Here is an 18,973-nt window from a genome sequence, read left to right on the forward strand (position 1 = left end):
CCTACGCGTTGCCGAGGTCGTGATTCAGGCCGAAGGCGTCGTGCAGGGTGCGCACGGCGAGTTCGGTGTACTTTTCCTCGATGAGGCAGGTAATCTTGATTTCCGAGGTGCTGATCATCAGGATGTTGATGTTCTCCGCATGCAGCGCCGCAAAGGCCTTGGCCGCCACGCCCGAATGGTTGCGCATGCCCACGCCGATGGCGGAAACCTTGGCCACCTGGGTGTCGTGCAGCACTTCCTGCGCGCCGGTCCGGGCCCGGATTTCCTCCATCAGCGTCAGGGTTTTCTTGAGGTCCCTGCGGGGCACGGTGAAGGTCATGTCCGTCACGCCGTCGCGGCTGGGGTTCTGGACGATCATATCAACAAGAATGCCCTGCTGCGAGAGCGGGCCGAAGATGGCGGCGGAAACGCCCGGCCTGTCGGGCACGCTGCGCAGGGTCACCCGCGCCTGATCCTTGTCGTAGGCTATGCCGGAAACGAGTACGGCTTCCATCTCGCAATCCTCCTGGGTGACCATGGTACCCGGGGTGTCGGTGAATGTAGAACGCACGTGGACGGGCACCTTGTACTTCTTGGCAAATTCCACGGACCTGATCTGCAGCACTTTCGCGCCCATGCTGGCCATTTCCAGCATCTCGTCGTACGAGACGCGGTCCAGCTTGCGGGCGGTGGAGCACAGGTTGGGGTCGGTGGTGTAGACGCCGTCCACGTCGGTGTAGATTTCGCATTCCACGGAGCCGAGCGCTGCGGCCAGCGCCACGGCGCTGGTGTCGGACCCGCCGCGCCCCAGCGTGGTGACGCGCCCTTCGGGTGTCATGCCCTGGAACCCGGCCACCACGATGACATCGTGAGTTTCCAGTTCCTTGCGCAGGCGCGAGGCGTCGATGTCCATGATTCGCGCCCGCCCGAAGGCGTCGCTGGTGGTAATGGGCACCTGAAACCCGGTCATGGAGCGGGCCTTGATGCCGGAATCCTTGAGCAGCATGGAGAAAAGCGCGATGGAAACCTGTTCGCCGGTGGCGATGAGGGCGTCCACTTCTGCCGGGTCCGGGTCCGTGGACCACTCATCGGCCAGGGCCAGCAGGCGGTTGGTTTCGCCCGAGCGGGCGGAAAGCACCACCACCGGCTTGTAGCCGTCGCGCAGCGCCCGCCGCACCTTCTCGCGCACCTGCTTCATGCACTCGAGGTTGGCGACGGACGTGCCGCCGAACTTCTGCACCAGAATACGCATACCGCTTCCTTATCGTGCGTTGTGTCGAGCGTTGTGCCCGGTGTTGTGCCCGTGCTGTGCCCGTGCTGTGGATGTCGTGCGCCGGGCCGGGGCCCGGCAGCGTTGCTACGTGTTCTCTTGGTCGTTGCGGGCGGCGGGGGCCTGCGTGGCCGTGACCACCGCCCCGTCCGGCGCCCCGTCCGGCGCTCTGTCGGGCGCCGTATCGGGTGTCGTAACGGTCGCCGTAACGGTCGCCGTTTCCGGCATCACGAGGTCCGCGACCTCGCACGCCGTCGCAGCCAGTACGCGGCATGCCGCCTCTCCCCGGGCAATGGCCGTGATGAGCCTGCCGTGCGTGGCCGGAAGCCAGGTGAGCTCCAGCCTGTCGGGGGGCAGCACGTCGGCCGGAAGGCGCTCTGCCCATTCGACGATGACCAGCGCCCGCCGAGGGCCTTCCGTTTCCAGAAGGTCCAGCAGGGCGTCGTCCGCCACCGCCAGGGCGGCGCCGGGCGCCTGTTCCAGCCGGTAGAGGTCGTAATGGGCCGTTTCCGGCCGGGTGGGGTACATGTTGCAAATATTGAAGCTGGGGCTGCTGACCTCGGCATCGTTGCCGCCGGGCAGCGCCTCCACCAGGCCGCGCACGAGGGTGGTCTTGCCCTCGCCAAGCCCGCCGGACAGCAGCAGGGTGCGCGCGCCGGGCTGGCTGGCAAAGGCCAGCGCCAGGGCGCGCCCCAGGCGCAAGGTGTCGCCGGGGCCGGGCAGCCGCAGGGTCAGGGCCGTGTCATGCCCGACTGGTCTGAGGGGCCGGGCGGGCCGGACGGAATTCGCTGGGGCCATGCGCCCGACGGCTACGCCCCCGCAAGGGTGCGCAGCACGTCCTCCTTGCCGATGACGCCCACCAGCTTGCCCGCGTCAACCACGGGCAGGGTGTGGTACTTGGAGTCCACCATCAGGCTGGCCACTTCGTCGATGGGCGTCTGCGGCCCCACGGTGACCGGGGCCGGCGTCATGGCCTGGCCCACGTTGGTGGCGGAGATCTTGCGCATCTCCTCGTCCAGGTCGCTCATGGAACGCAGGGGAATGAAGCCGTCAAGCACGGTGAACAGGGTCGGCAGGTTCAGCTTCTTGTGCTGGGCGATGAGGTCGCTCTGGCAGATGACGCCGACAAGGACACCCTTTTCGTTCACCACGGGCAGGCCGTTGAACTTGCGCTGGATCATGATGCGGGCCGCTTCGGCAATGCCGGTTTCCGGGGTGACGGTGACGGGGGCGGCAGTCATGATGTCTTTGGCTAGCAGCATGGCAGGTGCTCCTTTCGCGCGCGGGGGATGGCGTCGGCGATTTCGCTCGGGGTGTTGCCCCGTGCGGGGTAGTCGTGCAGCAGCAGTTGTCCGGCCTTGGCATGCAGATACGCGGCAAGGCAGGCGGCCACCTCGGTCGGCGCGCCCTGCGCCAGCAGGGCGCCGGCAAGGCCGGAAAGCACGTCGCCCGAACCGGCGACGGCAAGCGTGGGTGCGGCAAGGGGAATGATGGTGATGGGCCGGTCGCGCCGGGTGACGAGGCTGCCCGCGCCCTTGAGCACGAGCACCCCCGCGCAGCGCGCCGCGAAGGCCCGTGCCGTGGCCGCCCTGCCGCGTTGCACGTCCGCCGTGGTAAGGCCCGCAAGACGGGCCATTTCGCCGGGGTGGGGGGTAACAATATCTGTTTCACGCACCAAATCAAGAGAAACAAGGCCTTCCGCCAGCGGGAACAGGCCGTCGGCGTCGATGACGGCAGGGGGCCTGCCGGGCAGCGCCAGCAGGGCGGACAGCACCTCGGCTGCCTCGGGCGAGCGGCCCATGCCGGGGCCGATCACCAGCGCGTTGCAACGCGCCGCAAGTGCCAGCAGGCCGGGCAGGGCGGCGGGGTCCCAGGCGCGGCGTTCGCCAAGGGGCAGGGTCATCACGTCTGGGGTGGCGGCCTTGACCTCTGCGGCAAGGCCGCCGGGGCAGGCCACGGTGACCAGGCCCGCGCCGCCGCGCAACGCGCCCAGCCCGGCCAGCAGCGGCGCGCCGGTAAGCCCTTCCGAGCCGCCCACCACCAGCACGTGCCCGGCGGTGCCCTTGTGCATGCAGGGCGTGGGCGCGGGCAGGGCGGCCAGGCAGGTGTCGTCCAGCATGCGGTACGAGGCGGGATGGCGTGTGCGCACCGCATGGGGAATGCCGATGGGACGCACATGCAGGCGGCCCGTGTAGGGAGCTGCCTCCGGCAGGATCAGGCCGGGCTTTGCCGCTTCGAAGGTGACGGTGGCATGGGCGCGTACGGCGTCTGGCCGGGGGCGGCCCGTCAGCCCCCCGAGGCCGGAGGGAATGTCCAGCGCCAGTACGAAAGCCCGTTCGGCAAGCTCGTTGATGGCGGCCACCAGCCCCGCTTCCCGTTCACGGAGCGCCCCGCTGAAGCCGGTGCCGAGCAGACCGTCTACCACCACGCGGGGCGTCAGCCAGCGCGGGTCGGGCAGGCTGCGCGGCCATGCCCCGGCAGGGCGAAAGGGCACGCCGCAGCGTTTGGCAAGGCGTACGTGATAGCCCGCCGCGCCGCGATAGCCGCCCAGCGGGCGGGTGTGCAGCACCAGCACCTCGGCCCCTGCATCGTGCAGGTGGCGGGCCAGGGCTGCCGCATCGCCGCCGTTGTTGCCGCCGCCCATGAACAGCAGCACCCGCAGGCCGGTGAAGGAGAAGGAGGAAGAGGAAGGGCATGATGCCCTGTGCGTAGCGGTGGGCGTGACGGACGCGGTCAGTTCCGCGCGCAGCACGTGGAGCGCCTCGCGGCTGGCGTTCTCCATCAGGATTTCTTCGCGCAGGCCGTAGTCGGCGCTGGCGGCGCGGTCCCACGTGGCCATTTCCTCCGGGGCGGGCAGGTCAACGTACGGCAGATGCCAGCGGGCGGCGTTGTCGGTGGGGGTCATGGAAGGCTCCTGTGCTGCATGGGATGGATGCCGTCAGCCCCTTTGGGGAGTGGGAGGTGGGGCTTGCCCCTTGTAAGGTCCTTCGATGTCGCTTGTGGCCCGTGTGTTCAGCGCTCCAGCACCACCACGGCGGCGGCGGTGTCTCGGCCATGGGTAAGCGAAACGTGGGCGGCGGTGGCGCCCAACTCGGCGCAACGTGCGGCGGCCTTGCCGTGCAGCACCAGTTGAGGCTGGCCGGTGGGCAGGGGGCGCACCTCGATGTCGCGCGGGCCGATGCCCTGCGAAAAGCCGGTGCCCAGCGCCTTTACGGCGGCCTCCTTGGCGGCGAAGCGCGCAGCCAGAAAGGCCACGGGGGCGGCGGGCAGGCAGGCCAGTTCCGCCGGGTGCAGCACGCGCGCGGCAAAGCGCTGGCCGTGGCGTTCCCAGGCCCTGGCGATGCGCGAAAGTTCCGCGATGTCGATGCCGAGGCCCACGATCATGCGCTACCTCTGGTGTGTGCGGGCTGGTGCATCATAACTATATGGCCGGGGTTGGGTGCGAGATTTGCCCCAGTTGGGGCGGGGAGCATGCCAGACGCGGTTTCGATGCAGGACTTGTGTTCGGCGGCGCGGAGAATCCTGTCCCGGAAGGGGCACCTACGCAGGAAAGCGGGCAATGATGGCCGCCATGTCGGCCACGGCGCGCTCGAAACCGGTGAACACCGCGCGGGCAACGATGGAATGGCCGATGGAAAATTCGCTGACGCCCGGCACGTCCGCGAACTCGTAGATATTGTCGTAGTTCAGGCCGTGCCCCAGATTCACGCCAAGGCCCAACGACCGGGCGAGACCGATGGCCCGCACGATCTTGTCGCGCTCGGCCCGTTGGGCGGCGCGGTCGGGGGCGTCGGCGAAGTGGCCGGTGTGCAGTTCGATGTACGGGCAGCCGATGGCGGCGGCGGCGCGCACCTGCGCCTCGTCCGCCTCTATGAACAGGCTGGACAGGATGCCCCGGGCGTGGATGGGGGCCAGGTAGTCCTTCAGGAATGCTTCGCGCCCGGCCACGGCAAGGCCGCCTTCGGTGGTCAGTTCCTCGCGCTTTTCGGGCACCAGGCAGACCATGTGCGGCTGGCGGGCAAGGGCGATGCCCTGCATCTCTTCCGTCGCGGCCATTTCCAGGTGCAGGCGGGTCTTCAGGGTGCGGGCCATCAACTCCACGTCATGGTCCTGGATGTGGCGGCGGTCTTCGCGCAGATGCACGATGATGCCGCGCGCGCCCGCCAGTTCCGCTAGGTGGGCGGCGGTGAGCGGGTCCGGCTCCTTGCCCTGGCGCTGCTGGCGCAGGGTGGCGACGTGGTCCACGTTGACGACGAGAACAGGCATGGTGGCTCCTTGTGTGAACATACCGAATGTGCGGGATTTTCACACCCTGGCGGGCGTGAAGTCAAGGGTGGGTTGGCGGGATACGCCATGGGGCAACGCTGGCCGGGCCGGGCAGCGGGCAAGGAAGGGCAGGGCGAGGCCGGGCAGGTCCGCGTGCGTTTTCGCCTTGCCGGGGCGTCGGGAAGAGAGCGTCACTGGCCTCTCCGTTGACGAATGGCGGGGCAGCGATGTAGGGCAGGGTGCGCGTGGTTTGTATATACGGCATATATGGCATATACGGTATGCCTGCGAAGAACGACGACGGCCCCGTCCCTTCGGTCGTCTCTGGTAGCCTCTGGCCGTCTCCGCGCACATTCCCCGAACATCCGCAATATCCCGCACGAAACATAACGAGGATCGCATGAACGTCTGCATCGTCGGCACCGGCTACGTTGGTCTGGTCAGTGCCGCCTGCTTTGCCGAGATGGGCAACAACGTCTGCTGCGTGGACGTGAACCCCGACGTGGTGAAAACCCTGACCGTCGGCAAGGTGCACATCTACGAACCCGGCCTTGAGGAATTGGTGCGCCGCAACCACGCGGAAGGCCGCCTGGTTTTCACCACCAGCCTGGAACAGGGCCTTGAGCGCGCCCAGTTCGTGTTCATCACCGTGGGCACCCCCTCGCGCGATGACGGGTCGTGCGACCTGTCGTACGTGGACCAGGTGGCCCGCGAGATAGGCCGCCTGATGCATCGCCCGCTCATCGTGGTGGACAAGTCCACCGTGCCGGTGGGCACCGCCGACCGGGTGCGCGGGCTGATCCGTGAAGAACTGGCGGCGCGCGGCGCGGACATCGCCTTCGACGTGGTGTCCAACCCCGAATTCCTCAAGGAAGGCGACGCGGTGAACGACTTCATGAAGCCCGACCGCGTGGTGGTGGGCACGGAAGACGAGCGCTCCGCCGAATATCTGCGCCAGTTGTACGCGCCCTTTGCCCGCAGCCGCGACAAGCTCATCGTCATGGGCACCCGTAGCGCGGAAATGACCAAGTACGCCGCCAACTGCATGCTGGCCACCAAGATTTCGTTCATCAACGAAATCGCGGGGATCTGCGAAAAGGTGGGGGCCGACGTGCGCGAGGTGCGCATCGGCATCGGCTCGGACCAGCGCATCGGCTACCATTTCATCTACCCCGGCGTGGGCTATGGCGGCTCGTGTTTTCCCAAGGACGTCAAGGCGTTGATCCACACCGCGCGTGAGGCCGGGGCCGTGCCCCAGCTGCTGGACGCCGTGGAAGACGTCAACGCCCGCCAGAAGGTGTCCATGGCCCGGCGCGTGCGCGACTACTTCGCGCCGCAGGGCGGGGTTGCGGGCAAGACGCTGGCCCTGTGGGGCCTGGCCTTCAAGGCCAACACCGACGACATGCGCGAGGCGGCGGCCCTGTCCATCATCAAGGACCTGACCGCTCACGGCATGCGCGTGCGGGCCTTCGACCCGGTGGCGTCGGAGAACGCGGCGAAGCTCATCGGCGACAACCCGCTGGTGGAGATCGTGAACAGCCAGTACGAGGCCTGCCGGGGCGCCCAGGCGCTGCTGGTGGTCACCGAATGGAACCAGTTCCGCAATCCCGACTTCGAGCAGGTGAAAGAACTGCTGACCGCGCCGGTGCTGTTCGACGGGCGCAACCTGTATTCGCCGTCGTTCATGGGCGAGCAGGGCTTTGCCTACTTCTGCGTGGGCCGGGCCGCCAGCCTGTAGCCGGACGGCATGAAGAACGACAGGCCCCCGTCGGAGTTTCCGGCGGGGGTCTTTGTATTGAAAGGAGGAGCCAGCGCTACGCGTGGCGGCAAGCACTGCCCGGCTGACGGGCGCAGAAGGTGCGGTGTGCCTGGTTGGCCTGATTCGGCACGGACGGGCACCCGGGTCAGGTTGGCTGTCCGATCCATCATTGCCTGCTCGCTCCGGCCCGCCAGTCTGTCCCCACCCGCGTTGTGCCCATGCTGGCCGCACCATGCGGAAAGGGCCGCACCCCATGATGAGGGTGCGGCCCTTTCCACTTGGCCGCCGCCTGTTGTCGGTGGCGGAGTGTGCCTGAACGGCGTCTGGGAATGTCTCCTAGGGGCGCCGGTCCAGGCTGCGTCTACAGGATCGCAGTTGCAGTTCCTGCAGGATCAGCCGTTCGTACTCCACGGAGTGTTGCGGCTGCACGTTGAAGTCTTCTTCCAGAAACTTTTCGAGGAACTGGGTCTCCTCCCAGAAGTCGAGCAACTCCTCGTCACCGAGAGCCTTGATTTGCAGGGCGAGGGGCAGGTCGTCGGGGAAGGGGAACATATGCGCCATCGGCAGCATTCCTCCGCATCGGTGGACGTTGTTGTGCCGGGGCGGTCGCCGGGCCGGCCGCCTGCCTCTCTCGGACGTCTCTGGTCACTCGTGCCTTCGCCCACGCGGCCCGATGGCATCATCGTTTCCGCATAATCATGCCGGGCGCGGCCACCACGGGGCGGTCCACGCTTGTCGGGTTCCTGATGCCCGCATGTGCGCAGATGGCGCACGACCGGCGCGAGGTACGCGCAGGTTTTGCGGGGCAACGGACTGGTTGGGCTGTACAGGTGCCTTTTACGCCACGGCGGCATGATTATCAAGTCCCATGGCCGCAATGCAGCCCCCTGAAAGGAAGATGGCGCGGGGGTGTCACTTGCCTTGAAAGGTGATTCCGCATAGGGTTGTGCGAGCGGTCGCGGCGTTCGTCGCCCGGACTGCCGCAACTGTCGCTACCCGCACCAAGGAGCTGGTCATGGATGCAACGCAGAAGAAGCAGGATGATGAACTGCTGCAACTCGTAACGTTCAGCATCGGCGACGAGGAATTCGGGGTGGACATCCTGAAGGTGCAGGAAATCATCCGCACCATGGAGATCACCAAGGTTCCCCGCGCGCCGGAGTTCGTCGAGGGCGTCATCAACCTGCGCGGCAAGGTCATTCCCATCATCGACCTGCGTCGCAGATTCGGTCTCGACTCCAAGAGCCACGACAAGCATACCCGCATCATCGTCATCGAGATCAACAACATGATCGTCGGGTTCGTGGTGGACTCCGTTTCGGAAGTGCTGCGCATTCCTGCGAGCACGGTCGAGCCGCCGCCACCGGTGGTCGCAGGGCTGGAGTCGGAGTACATCAGCGGCGTGGGCAAGTTGCAGGACCGTCTGTTGATCCTGCTGGACCTCGACAAGCTGCTGTCCAACGACGACATGAGCATTCTGGGCCACATCTAGGCATTTTCCTTGTTCTCGCACACGCCCCGGCGGCTTCGGCCTCCGGGGCGTTGCGCATTGGGGGCTGGCTGTCCGGGCAAGGCCATGGCCGGGCAGGAGCCAGCCATGGCGCAGCATGGCCGACATGGACCGAGCCATTGCGCAGCATGGCCGAACCGGATAATGTCCCGCCCTGCGCACGGCACGCGCCGCGCGCAGCACACGACAACCACGCCGTCTTCCCCCGTGCCCGCGCCGCGTCGCAAAAGGGGCGAAGCGGCCTTTTGCCGTTCACCTGCGCACCCGCCCGCGCCCCTCGTCTGACGGGCGTGCCGGGCATCGCGGCGCAGGGGCACGGAGGCACCGTGAATTTCGAGCAATTGACCTCCCGGCTGGCAGCGTCCGGCCTTGCCGTACCAACACCCGGTGGCCCCCATTCCGGCGGGTCGCACGCCGTGACCGAAGCCATGCGGATAGAGGTGGCCCGCAGCGGCATGGGCGGGGCCGCCCGCCTGGCCCTGGCCCTGATGCGCGCCGGGCGCGACGTGGTCATGGTGGTGCGCGACGCCGCCGAACTGGCCGAGGCCCGTGCCCTGACCACGCTGTTCTCGCCCGAGCTTTCCGGTACGGACCCGGCGGTAACCCAGGCCCGCTGGGACGCGCAGTGGATCGTCTTTCCGCAGCACCCCGCAGGCACGCGCGGCCGCGGGTCTTGGGCCGCGCGCATGGCCAGCCTGTACGCCCTGAGCCGCCGCGAGCACCCGCGCGGGGTCATCATTTCCGTGGACAACCTGCTGCCCAAGCTGCCGCCGGTGGATATCTTCGAGCATCACGAACTGCGGCTGGCCCGTGGCGAGGACATGTCGCCCGAACTGGTGCTGGACCAGGCCATCGACTGGGGGTTCGAGCGCGCCCAGATGGTCAGCCGCCCCGGCGAGGCGGCCCGGCGCGGCGACATCCTGGACATCTTTCCCCCCGGCTACGAAAAGCCGTTGCGCCTGGAATTCTTCGGCGACACGCTGGAAGACATCCGGCTGTTCGACGCCACCAGCCAGCGTTCGCTGGCCAGCCTGGACGAATTCCGCCTGCTGCCCGTGGCGCCCGTGGTGGGGTGTCGCGAATACCGCGAGGCCGCCGTGCGCCGCTGGAAGCAACTGCGCAAGGACGGCGTCATCGACGGCGAGCAGGCTGCCGCCCTGGCCCGCATGGCCGAGGGCGAGGTTACCGGCCTGCTGCCCGGGGCCTGGTACGAGAACGCCACCTGGATGGAAGACTGGCTGCCGCGCGATGCCGTGTGGCTGCTGCCCGACCGGGCCGACCTGTCCACCGCGCTGGAGGCCGCCCACAGCAATTGGGAAGCCCTGCTGGATCGCCAGTACGACGAACACCGCCTGCGCCAGCCGCGCACCCTCGTGCTGCGCGACGCGGACGAGGCGGAAGCCGCCTGGCGCGGCCGGTCCGTGGCCCATTTCGAGCGGCTGGTCATGGGTGTGGAGCGCACCGGCGTGGACCTGCCGGAACGGCGGCTGCACGCCTTCCGCGACCTGTTCACCGCGACGTCGGCGTCCGCCATTCCGGTGGACGAGGACCGCCCCTGGCAGCGGCTGGTGACGGCCCTGCGCCAGTGGACCTCGGAACGGCGCCAGGTGGTGCTCTGCTTCGCCAGCGACCGCAGCCGCCGCAAGTTCCTGAAGCTGGCGGAACAGGACGGCGTGCGTCCGGCCCTGCGCTATTCCCCGGCGGACAAGGGCCTGTATGCGCTGGTGGCGCCGTTCCGCGCGGGCATCGACCTTGCCTGGGACAACGTGCTGGTCATTGGCGAGGACGTGCTGCAACCCAAGGCCGACCGCCAGCCCCGCGTACCCACCGGGGCCTTCCTGGGGCTGGACAAGTACGACGATCTTTCGCCCGGCGACCTTCTGGTGCACCGCGACTATGGCGTGGGGCGCTTTGGCGGGCTGCACCGCATGGACCTTGGCGGGGTGGCCAACGATTTTTTGCTGCTGGAATATGCGGGCGAGGACCGGCTGTATCTGCCTGTGGACCGGCTGTCGCTCATCCAGCGCTTCAAGGGCAGCGGCGACGATGCCGCGCCCTCGCTGGACAAGCTGGGCGGTTCCGGCTGGCGGGCCAGCAAGGACAAGGCCCGCAAGGCCATCGAGAAGATCGCCGCCGACCTCGTCCAGATGTACGCCTACCGCAAGGTGGCCAAGGGCTACCGCTACGGTCCGCTGGGAGAACTGTACCGCGAGTTCGAGGCGTCCTTCGGGTTCGAGGAAACCCCGGACCAGGCGCGGGCCATCCAGGACGTGCTGGACGACATGGAAAAGCCGGAACCCATGGACCGCCTTGTGTGCGGCGACGTGGGCTTCGGCAAGACAGAGGTGGCCCTGCGCGCCGCCTTCCGTGCCGCCGCCGAAGGCCGTCAGGTGGCCCTGCTGTGCCCCACCACCGTGCTGGCGGAACAGCACTACCAGACCTTCCGCAGCCGTCTGGCCGGGTTTCCGGTCAACGTGGGCATGCTGAGCCGCTTCGTCTCGCGCCAGAAGCAGAAGGAAGTGCTGCAATCCGCCGCGCGCGGGCAGATCGACATTCTCATCGGCACTCACCGCCTGCTCTCCGACGACGTGCAACTGCCCAACCTGGGCCTGCTGGTGCTGGACGAGGAGCAGCGCTTCGGCGTGCGCCACAAGGAAAAGCTGAAGAAGTTCCGCAAGAACGTGGACGCCCTGACCCTGACGGCCACGCCCATTCCGCGCACCTTGCAGCTGTCCATGTCGGGCATCCGCGAACTGTCGGTCATCGAGACCGCGCCGCCGGAACGCAAGCCCGTGGCCACCGCGCTCATCGAGCGCGACCAGAACGCCCTGCGCCAGATCCTGGAGCGAGAGATCGCCCGCGAAGGGCAGGTGTTCTGGGTGCACAACCGTGTGCAGGGGCTGGAGCGGGTTGCGGAATTCGTGCGAGGGCTGGTGCCCACGGCGCGGGTGGGCATGGCCCACGGCCAGATGGGCGAGCGTGAACTTGAAGACACCATGCACAAGTTCTGGCACGGCGAACTCGATGTCCTGGTGTGCACGGCCATCGTGGAATCGGGCCTCGATTTTCCGCGGGCCAACACCCTCATCGTGGACCAGGCCCAGATGTTCGGACTGGGGCAGCTGTACCAGCTGCGCGGCCGGGTGGGCCGCTCCGACCGGCAGGCCTATGCCGTGTTCGTGGTGTCCGATGCCGAACGCCTGCCCGAACAGGCCCGCCAGCGCATGCGCATCATCCTTGAACTGGACTACCTGGGCGCGGGGTTCCAGGTGGCCATGGAAGACCTGCGGCTGCGCGGCGCCGGGAACATCCTGGGCGAGGTGCAGTCCGGCCACATGACCCGCCTGGGCCTCGACCTGTATCTGGAGATGCTGGAAGAGGAAGTGGCCCGGCTGAAGGGCGACCCCCCGCGCGAATCGGTGGAGCCGGAACTGAATATCGGGCTTGCCGCCCACATTCCCGAAACGTACATTGGCGACGCCCGCGAACGGCTGAAGTTCTACAAGGCCCTGTCGTCCGCGCCGGATGCCGCCACCTTGCAGGACGTGGAAATGGAACTGCGCGACCGGTTCGGCCCCTGCCCGCCGGAACTGCGCAACTTTTTGGCCGTGCTGGTGCTGAAGCGGTTTCTGGCGACCCTGCAGGTGGTGCGGGCCGACATCCACCCCGAGCGGCTGCGGCTGGTCTGGGACGAACGCCAGACCGCCATCGCGCCGGAACGACTGGTGGCGTGGGTGGCGGCCCGGCAGGGCAGGGCGCGGCTGGTGCCCCCGGCCACGCTGGATGTACGCCTGGAGGCCGTGCCCGGTTCCGCCGCCGAGGCGGAAGGCGACCTTGGCGCGCGGTTGGACACCATCCGGACAGAACTGGCGGGATTGGCCGCCGTGTCTGCCCCGGGGCCTGACGTCCGATAGATCTGGCATATCTGCCAGATATGGCAGGCCTGGCGGGCCTGAGCCGTCCATATCCAGTTTCTGCCCGCGTACCGCAACCGGAGAACAGACCCGCCCATGGTTCCTTCACCGTTCCCGTCCTTTCGCCTGACATCTCCGTCTTTCCACATGACGTTACCGTCTTGCCGCCTGACGTCGCGCTTTCGATCGGGCTGTCGCCCATTCCGTGGCGCGCGGACCGTTCTTGCGCTGCTGTGCGCGGTGCTGCTGGCCCTGCCGTTATCCGGCTGTGGCGAAGCCCCCCTGCCCGAAGGCGTGGTGGCCACGGTCAACGAACGGCCCGTCATGCTGCGCACGCTGGAAGCGGTGCACGACATGAGCAGCATGAGCTGGTCCGGGCACGCCCCTTCGGTGGAGCAGTTGCAGGCCCAGTACGGCGCGGTGCTGTCCGACCTCATCGTGCAGGAACTGGTGGCGCAGGCGCTGGCGCGGGAGAACATCGCGGTCACCGACGGGGAAGTTGCCGAGGCTGAGGCGGAGGTGCGCGCAGACTATCCTGCGGGCGAATTCGAAAAGTCGCTGGTCGAGGAATACATAGACCTGGACCTGTGGCGCTCGCGCCTGCGCGCCCGCATCGCCATGCAGAAGTTCATGCGCCTCATCCTGCGGCCCACCATCAGCATTCCCCTTGAAGAGGTGGAGGCCTACTACGCGGACCATCGGCAGGATTACCGGCTGCCGCGCCGGGTGCAGTTCCTGGTGGTGGCCGGGCCGGACAAGGCCGCCGTGGACAAGGCCCGGTCCCTGTCGCTGGGCGGGGCGAAGCCCGCCGACGTGGAAGCCTCCCAGCCTTCGGTGACCGTGCGCGAGGTGAAAATGCGTCGCGACCGCCTGCCCGCCCTGTGGAGCAAGGAACTGGCGGGGCTGGCGCCCCGGCAGGCCTCCGCGGTGAAGCAGGGCGAATGGGGCTACCAGTCGTTTCTGCTGATGGGCGAAATACCCGAGAAGCAACTGGAGCTTTCCCACGCCTACCCGCTGGTGGAGCGGGTGCTGCTGGAACGCAAGATGGACGAGGCCTACGCCCGCTGGATGGATGCGGAACTGCGCACCGCGCGGATCAGGGTGTCGGCCCATCTGCTGCCCGAAGCGCGCGGCGCCGGAAAGGGCGCGGGGGCACAGGGCGACAATGCCACCGGCATGCCGGGCGGGCAGAGCCAGCCCGGGCAGGAGTCTTCCGCCCCGGGCGCACAGGCGATGCAGCCGCAAGCGATTCTGGATGAGGGCGAACCCGTGGATGGGGCCGCGCCGGGGTCGGAACTGGATGTGCCGTCCCCAGCCGAAGACGGCAACACAACGCGGGCGGTGCCGGCAAACGGCACGCAACGCAAGACAAAGTCGAAATAGTACGAATTGTTGCAGTTGATTGCATAAACGGGAAAAAGGTATTACATGCCGGGCGTGCCATGGTCGAACCGGTTGTACAGGCCCATGTCGGCCATTTGCGACCGGCGACATCGGGCCACCTGGGCGGCGCTGACAGAATCTGCCTGGCTCGATTGGCCCGATTGAACGGGCCCGGCTGCATCAGGCTGTCTGCATTCGCATGCTGCAACGGTTGCCCGTCCGCCTTGGCGGTCCCATGGCAACCCCGTGCCGGTGACGATACCGGTCGTCTCCAACCACCAAACAGGAGTGCCCCTTGCGTTCGTTGCTCCGCACCCTCCGCCTTGCCGCCCCCGTCTTTTTCCTCTGCCTCGCCTGCCTGGCCGCCGTGGCTGTCGTGGCGCCCCGGGCCGAACAGATCAACAAGATCGCTGCCGTGGTCAACGGCGAAATGATAACGCTCTTCGACGTGCAGGCCCAGGCCACCCCCGAATTGATGCGCCTTGGCCTTGACCGCAACAACCCCGCCCAGCAGGAGGCGGTGCGCAAGGTGCATTTGCAGGTGCTCGATTCCATGATCTCCGACATCCTGATGAACCAGGAGGCGGAGCGCTGGAAGATCACCGTGCAGGACAGTGAAGTGGACAACGAACTGCGCAAGTTCGTGCAGCGCAGCCAGCTTTCGCAGCAGGAATTCGAGCGCCAGCTGACGCAGCAGGGCCTGTCCATGGACGTCATGCGTGACCGCGTGCGCAAGGGCATTCTGCGACACAGGCTGCTCACGCTGATGATCGCCCGCAAGATCGTGATCACCCAGGAAGACGTCAAGAAGTACTACGAGGCGCACAAGTCGCAGTTCGTCACGGACCGCATGGTGAGCCTCGGCCTGATCATCTTCGCCCCCACCGCCGACGCCGAGGCCCTGGCCGACAGGGTGCGCACCGGCCAGACCACCTTCGAGCAACTGGCCGCCACCGATTCCATCGGCCCCAACCCCGGCTCCGGCGGCAACATCGGCACCCTGAAGTGGACCGACCTTGCCCCGGCCTGGAAGGAAGCCCTGGACGGCCTGAAGGCGGGCGAGACGAGCAAGGTCATACTGGTGGAGGGCCGCAAGGCCATGCTGAAGCTGGTGACGGTGACCACGGGCCGTTCGCAGTCGGTGGAGGAAGCCACCCCCGAGATCGAGAACATCCTGCGCGAACCCAAGCTGCAGGAGCGCTTCACCGAGTACACCAAGCAACTGCACGACAAGGCCGTCATCGACATTCGCATCTAGATTCCGCTGCGTCCCGACCGGTGCGTGCGGCCCGGTCGGGACGCATTGCCGCAGGTTGACCCAGCCAAGGAGAGGAGATGGCACTCAAGGAACTCGGCATCGCCCTGCGCGAGGCTCGCGAGGCGAAAGGCCTCGACATCGACGACGTGGCGATCCGGATCAAGGTTTCCGCCCGCGTGCTGCGCGCCATAGAGGATGGCGATCAGGACCAGTTGCCGCACTCGGTGTACGCGCGGGGCTTCATCAAGTCCTATGCGTCGCTGCTGGGCGTGGACAACGATCTGGTCATGAGCGCCGTGGACGAGGCCTATCCTTTCGAGGTGCCAGAGGATCTGCTGCAGGAAACCGCGATTGCCCAGCCCCAGGCGCGCGGGCGCACCGGCCTTTCGCCGGTGGTGCTGGCGCTGGTCCTGCTGGTGCTGCTGGCGGCCCTTGGCGGGGGCTGGTACTACCGCCAGCAGGCCGCCCGCGAAGCGGACCTGCCCAAGGTGGCCCAGCCTGCCCAGGCCCCCCAGCCCGTGCAGCCTTCGGTGGCCGAGCCTGCCCCGGCGCAGGACGCGGAGCCCGCGCCCGATGCCGCCCCGGCTTCCAATGCCACCAATGCCACGGTGTCCGCTAACGGAACCTCGTCTGTAACGGTTCCCGCAACGCAGCCCGCGCGCAATGCCACGGCTCCGGCGGCGTCTTCCGCCGTGCCCGCATCCGCACCTGCCGCTCAGGCCGCTGCAGCGGCTGCGACGCAGTCCGTGGCCCAGGCGGTCGCTCCGGCCACGCCCGCAGCGCCTGCCGCTGCCTCGGGCGGACCTCAGGGCGGCGTGTTCGACAGCGAGGCAGCCGCCACGGGCGGCGCCGACACCGACGGCTCCATGCTGGCGGGCGGCACCCACCGTATCGTGGTCATTGCCCTGGCCGACTGCTGGGTGCATTCCAGCGCGGACGATTCCGACGTGCGTCAGTTTTCGCTGCACAAGGGGCAGACTTTTGCGCTGACCTTTTCCAAGCGCCTCACGCTCAAGCTCGGCAACGCGGGCGGGGTGCGCATTCGCTACAACGGGCAGGAACAGCCCGCGCCCGGCGAGTCGGGCCAGGTGCGCACGTTGGTGTTTCCGCCGCAGGCGCAGTAGGGATTGCGGCCCTGATAGCCAGTCAGTCGCTGAGCACGCCGTTGTAACAACGCCCGCAAGGGCAGGGCAGTCATGGAGTTTTCGGAACAGGTGCTGATCGTCCGCACCGGACGGTTCAGGGAGGCGGACCTTTGGGTCCGCTTCCTGTCTCCGACGCGCGGCCTGCTCACCGCCTTTGCCTTCGGTGGCTGCCGCAGCCGCAAGCGGTTCTGCGGCTGTCTCGACCTGTTCAACCGGTCGCTCATGCGGATCAAGTCCACCCGGGGCGGGCAGTACCTGTCCATTCAGGAAGGCACCCTGCTGCGCGGGCCGGACCGCCTGCGCCGCGACTGGCCGCGCTTTGGCGCGGCGGTGAACTGCCTGAAATTTCTCGAGGCCCTGGGGTGCGGCCCGGAAGGCGCGGCGGCCACCCATCAGCTGGTCGAGGACGTGCTGGAACTGCTGGAAGGCGGCGGCCCCGTGCCCGACATGCTGCCGGTGCTGTTCCGGCTGCGCCTGGCGGCAGAGCAGGGCTATGCCCCGCGTCTGGACAGTTGCGCCACCTGCGGCGCGGATCTGACCCATGTGGCGGGTGCGGCCTTTCTGGTGCAGGAGGGCGCGGCCCAGTGCGACGCCTGTGCGCCGTTACCGGGGCCGCGCGTTCGGGTGGAACGCGAAGCGCTTGACGTGTTGCGCTTTGTGCAGGAGAATTCGCCGCTTCTGTGGCCGGGCGTGCTGCCCCCGGCACCGGGGATGGGCGATGCGATGCCGGAGCAGGGGCCTTTCCCCTCCGCGCCGCACGCGTCCCGGTCAGAAGGCAATGAATCAGGCCTGGGCGCACCCGGACCCGATATGCCCGGTGCGTATGGGGGGGAACACGATCTGCCCCCGCCGGACATGAGCCCCCGTGCCGATTCCGCTCGCAACGGCTTTGCTGGCGGGGCGTCACCCCGATTCATGGACGGGCGATTCATGGACGGACGTTTCTCGGGCAGCCTGTCGGGCCTCGCCTTTGGCGACGGTGGGCACGGTTCGCTGGATGATTGCCTGTGCCGCTTGCCGGACAGCGTTCTGGCGGACGATAGCGCGCTGCCGGACAGTGCCCGGACAGGCGGGGCTGCCCCTGCACCGCAGCCGCCTCGAGAGATGCAGCGCCCCCTGTGGAACGGCAGTGCGGTGTTCGAGAGCGATCCGTTCGGGCCGGTGCTTGGCAGCGAAGACATGGGCAGCGCGGGCTCGGGTAGTGATGGCTGGGCCGGTGGCCCCGTGGCACGGCAGCAGGAAATTTCGGGGGCAGGGCGCGGTGCTGATGCCTCGGTGCCGCAGCGTCTTTCCGCGTCGGCAGTGTTGGTGACAGGCGATGTCGCCCGTCAGGCGAGTCCGCCCAATGTGGCTGACAGCCACGACGTGGTCGGCACGCTGAACCCGGCGGACACAAGGAACAGGGCCGCCGTGCGGCGGCAGTGCACCCGCGCGGTGGAAGGCTTCATACAGTTTCACATCGGCCTTGCGTGGGACAGCGGGCGGTTCCGCCGCCTGTAGCGCAGGGCCGCATGCCGGGCCAATCAGGCCTAACCGGCCAAGCGGTCCGGCCACCAACGGCAACAGTCAGGTCAAGTCAGGATAATCAGGGGTACAGCATGCATTTTCAGGACGTCATCCTCACCTTGCAGAATTTCTGGGCCAAGCGGGGCTGCGTGATCATGCAGCCCATCGACGTGGAATGCGGGGCCGGTACCTTCAACCCCTCGACCTTCCTGCGCGTCATCGGGCCGGAGCCGTGGAACGTGGCCTACGTGGAGCCTTCGCGCCGTCCCACCGACGGCCGCTACGGCGAAAACCCCAACCGGCTCCAGCACTACTTTCAGTTTCAGGTCATCCTGAAGCCCTCGCCCGACAACGTGCAGGACATCTATCTGGACAGCCTGCGCGCCCTCGGCATCGACCCGGCGGCCCACGACATCCGTTTCGTGGAAGACGACTGGGAATCGCCCACCCTGGGCGCCTGGGGCCTTGGCTGGGAAGTATGGCTGAACGGGATGGAAGTGACCCAGTTCACCTATTTCCAGCAGGTTGGTGGCATAGACCTTGCCCCCACCAGCGTGGAAATCACCTACGGGCTTGAACGGCTGTGCATGTACCTGCAGGGCAAGGAATCGGTCTACGACCTTTCGTGGAACGACCGGGTGACCTACGGGAACATCTACCACCAGAACGAGGTGGAACAGTCGAAGTACAACTTCGAGGCCAGCAACCCCAAGATGCTGCTGGACCAGTTCAACGCCTGCGAGGCCGAGTGCAAGCGGCTGTGCGAAGAAGGGCTGCTGTGGCCTGCCTACGACTACTGCCTGAAGTGCTCGCACACCTTCAACCTGCTTGACGCGCGCGGGGCCATCTCCATCACCGAACGCACCGGCTACATCGGCCGTGTGCGCGCCCTGGCTTCCGCCGTGGCGCGGCTGTACGCCGCCCAGCGCGAGGAACTCGGGTATCCCATGTTGGCCGCCAGCTAGCCCGGAACAAGAAGGAAG

At 67.5% G+C, this 18,973-nt stretch carries 15 protein-coding genes and 2 pseudogenes; 9 read left to right on the forward strand and 8 right to left on the reverse strand.

Annotated features, from left to right (window positions below):
- Window position 1: 1 nt before the first annotated feature.
- The 7 genes from DESTE_RS01685 to DESTE_RS17830 form a co-directional block, all read right to left on the reverse strand.
- Complete coding sequence (locus tag DESTE_RS01685) at window positions 2–1,231, reverse strand: aspartate kinase (RefSeq protein WP_035064342.1); 1,230 nt, start codon at window positions 1,229–1,231, stop codon at window positions 2–4.
- Window positions 1,232–1,336: 105 nt separating this feature from the next.
- Window positions 1,337–2,047: a tRNA (adenosine(37)-N6)-threonylcarbamoyltransferase complex ATPase subunit type 1 TsaE gene (gene tsaE / locus DESTE_RS01690; RefSeq protein ID WP_245590686.1), complete on the reverse strand. Its 711-nt coding sequence runs from the start codon at window positions 2,045–2,047 to the stop codon at window positions 1,337–1,339.
- Window positions 2,048–2,058: 11 nt separating this feature from the next.
- A complete protein-coding gene (locus DESTE_RS01695; RefSeq protein WP_035064344.1) occupies window positions 2,059–2,511 on the reverse strand; it encodes a CBS domain-containing protein in 453 nt (150 codons plus the stop codon).
- Window positions 2,502–4,154: a bifunctional ADP-dependent NAD(P)H-hydrate dehydratase/NAD(P)H-hydrate epimerase gene (locus DESTE_RS01700; protein ID WP_051384258.1), complete on the reverse strand. Its 1,653-nt coding sequence runs from the start codon at window positions 4,152–4,154 to the stop codon at window positions 2,502–2,504. The genes DESTE_RS01695 and DESTE_RS01700 overlap by 10 nt, the downstream gene beginning before the upstream one ends.
- A gap of 107 nt (window positions 4,155–4,261) precedes the next feature.
- A complete protein-coding gene (locus tag DESTE_RS01705; RefSeq protein ID WP_035064346.1) occupies window positions 4,262–4,633 on the reverse strand; it encodes a holo-[acyl-carrier-protein] synthase in 372 nt (123 codons plus the stop codon).
- Window positions 4,634–4,789: 156 nt separating this feature from the next.
- Entirely contained in the window at window positions 4,790–5,515 is a 726-nt protein-coding gene (locus tag DESTE_RS01710) for a pyridoxine 5'-phosphate synthase (protein WP_035064348.1), read from the reverse strand.
- Between the two features lie 39 nt (window positions 5,516–5,554).
- On the reverse strand, window positions 5,555–5,710 hold the full coding sequence (locus DESTE_RS17830; protein ID WP_156925229.1) for a hypothetical protein: 156 nt from the start codon (window positions 5,708–5,710) through the stop codon (window positions 5,555–5,557).
- Window positions 5,711–5,915: 205 nt separating this feature from the next.
- Here DESTE_RS17830 and DESTE_RS01715 point away from each other — a divergent pair, with 205 nt between their 5' ends.
- Complete coding sequence (locus DESTE_RS01715) at window positions 5,916–7,253, forward strand: UDP-glucose dehydrogenase family protein (protein WP_035064351.1); 1,338 nt, start codon at window positions 5,916–5,918, stop codon at window positions 7,251–7,253.
- 357 nt (window positions 7,254–7,610) lie between these two features.
- On the opposite strand, the gene DESTE_RS01720 is transcribed toward DESTE_RS01715, so the two are convergent.
- Complete coding sequence (locus DESTE_RS01720) at window positions 7,611–7,835, reverse strand: hypothetical protein (protein ID WP_012611434.1); 225 nt, start codon at window positions 7,833–7,835, stop codon at window positions 7,611–7,613.
- Window positions 7,836–8,289: 454 nt separating this feature from the next.
- Here DESTE_RS01720 and DESTE_RS01725 point away from each other — a divergent pair, with 454 nt between their 5' ends.
- From DESTE_RS01725 to glyQ, 8 genes and pseudogenes are all read left to right on the forward strand, one after another.
- Window positions 8,290–8,766 carry a chemotaxis protein CheW gene (locus tag DESTE_RS01725; protein ID WP_007521528.1) on the forward strand — a complete coding sequence of 159 codons (477 nt, stop codon included), beginning with the start codon at window positions 8,290–8,292 and terminating at the stop codon, window positions 8,764–8,766.
- 344 nt (window positions 8,767–9,110) lie between these two features.
- Window positions 9,111–12,698: a transcription-repair coupling factor gene (mfd, locus tag DESTE_RS01730; protein ID WP_156925230.1), complete on the forward strand. Its 3,588-nt coding sequence runs from the start codon at window positions 9,111–9,113 to the stop codon at window positions 12,696–12,698.
- Between the two features lie 147 nt (window positions 12,699–12,845).
- Complete coding sequence (locus DESTE_RS01735; RefSeq protein ID WP_245590687.1) at window positions 12,846–14,081, forward strand: peptidylprolyl isomerase; 1,236 nt, start codon at window positions 12,846–12,848, stop codon at window positions 14,079–14,081.
- Between the two features lie 295 nt (window positions 14,082–14,376).
- A complete protein-coding gene (locus tag DESTE_RS01740; protein ID WP_051384259.1) occupies window positions 14,377–15,339 on the forward strand; it encodes a peptidyl-prolyl cis-trans isomerase in 963 nt (320 codons plus the stop codon).
- A 77-nt stretch (window positions 15,340–15,416) separates the two neighbouring features.
- A complete protein-coding gene (locus DESTE_RS01745) occupies window positions 15,417–16,463 on the forward strand; it encodes a helix-turn-helix domain-containing protein (protein ID WP_035064357.1) in 1,047 nt (348 codons plus the stop codon).
- Window positions 16,464–16,535: 72 nt separating this feature from the next.
- A pseudogene (recO, locus tag DESTE_RS18280) lies at window positions 16,536–17,168 on the forward strand (DNA repair protein RecO); the annotation flags it as partial.
- Between the two features lie 729 nt (window positions 17,169–17,897).
- A pseudogene (locus DESTE_RS18285) lies at window positions 17,898–17,984 on the forward strand (DNA repair protein RecO); the annotation flags it as partial.
- 98 nt (window positions 17,985–18,082) lie between these two features.
- Window positions 18,083–18,955, forward strand: coding sequence for a glycine--tRNA ligase subunit alpha (gene glyQ / locus DESTE_RS01755; RefSeq protein ID WP_035064363.1), 873 nt, complete (start codon window positions 18,083–18,085; stop codon window positions 18,953–18,955).
- The last annotated feature ends 18 nt before the right edge of the window (window positions 18,956–18,973 follow it).

It is taken from the genome of Nitratidesulfovibrio termitidis HI1 (assembly GCF_000504305.1).
Taxonomy (GTDB): Bacteria; Desulfobacterota; Desulfovibrionia; order Desulfovibrionales; family Desulfovibrionaceae; genus Cupidesulfovibrio; species Cupidesulfovibrio termitidis.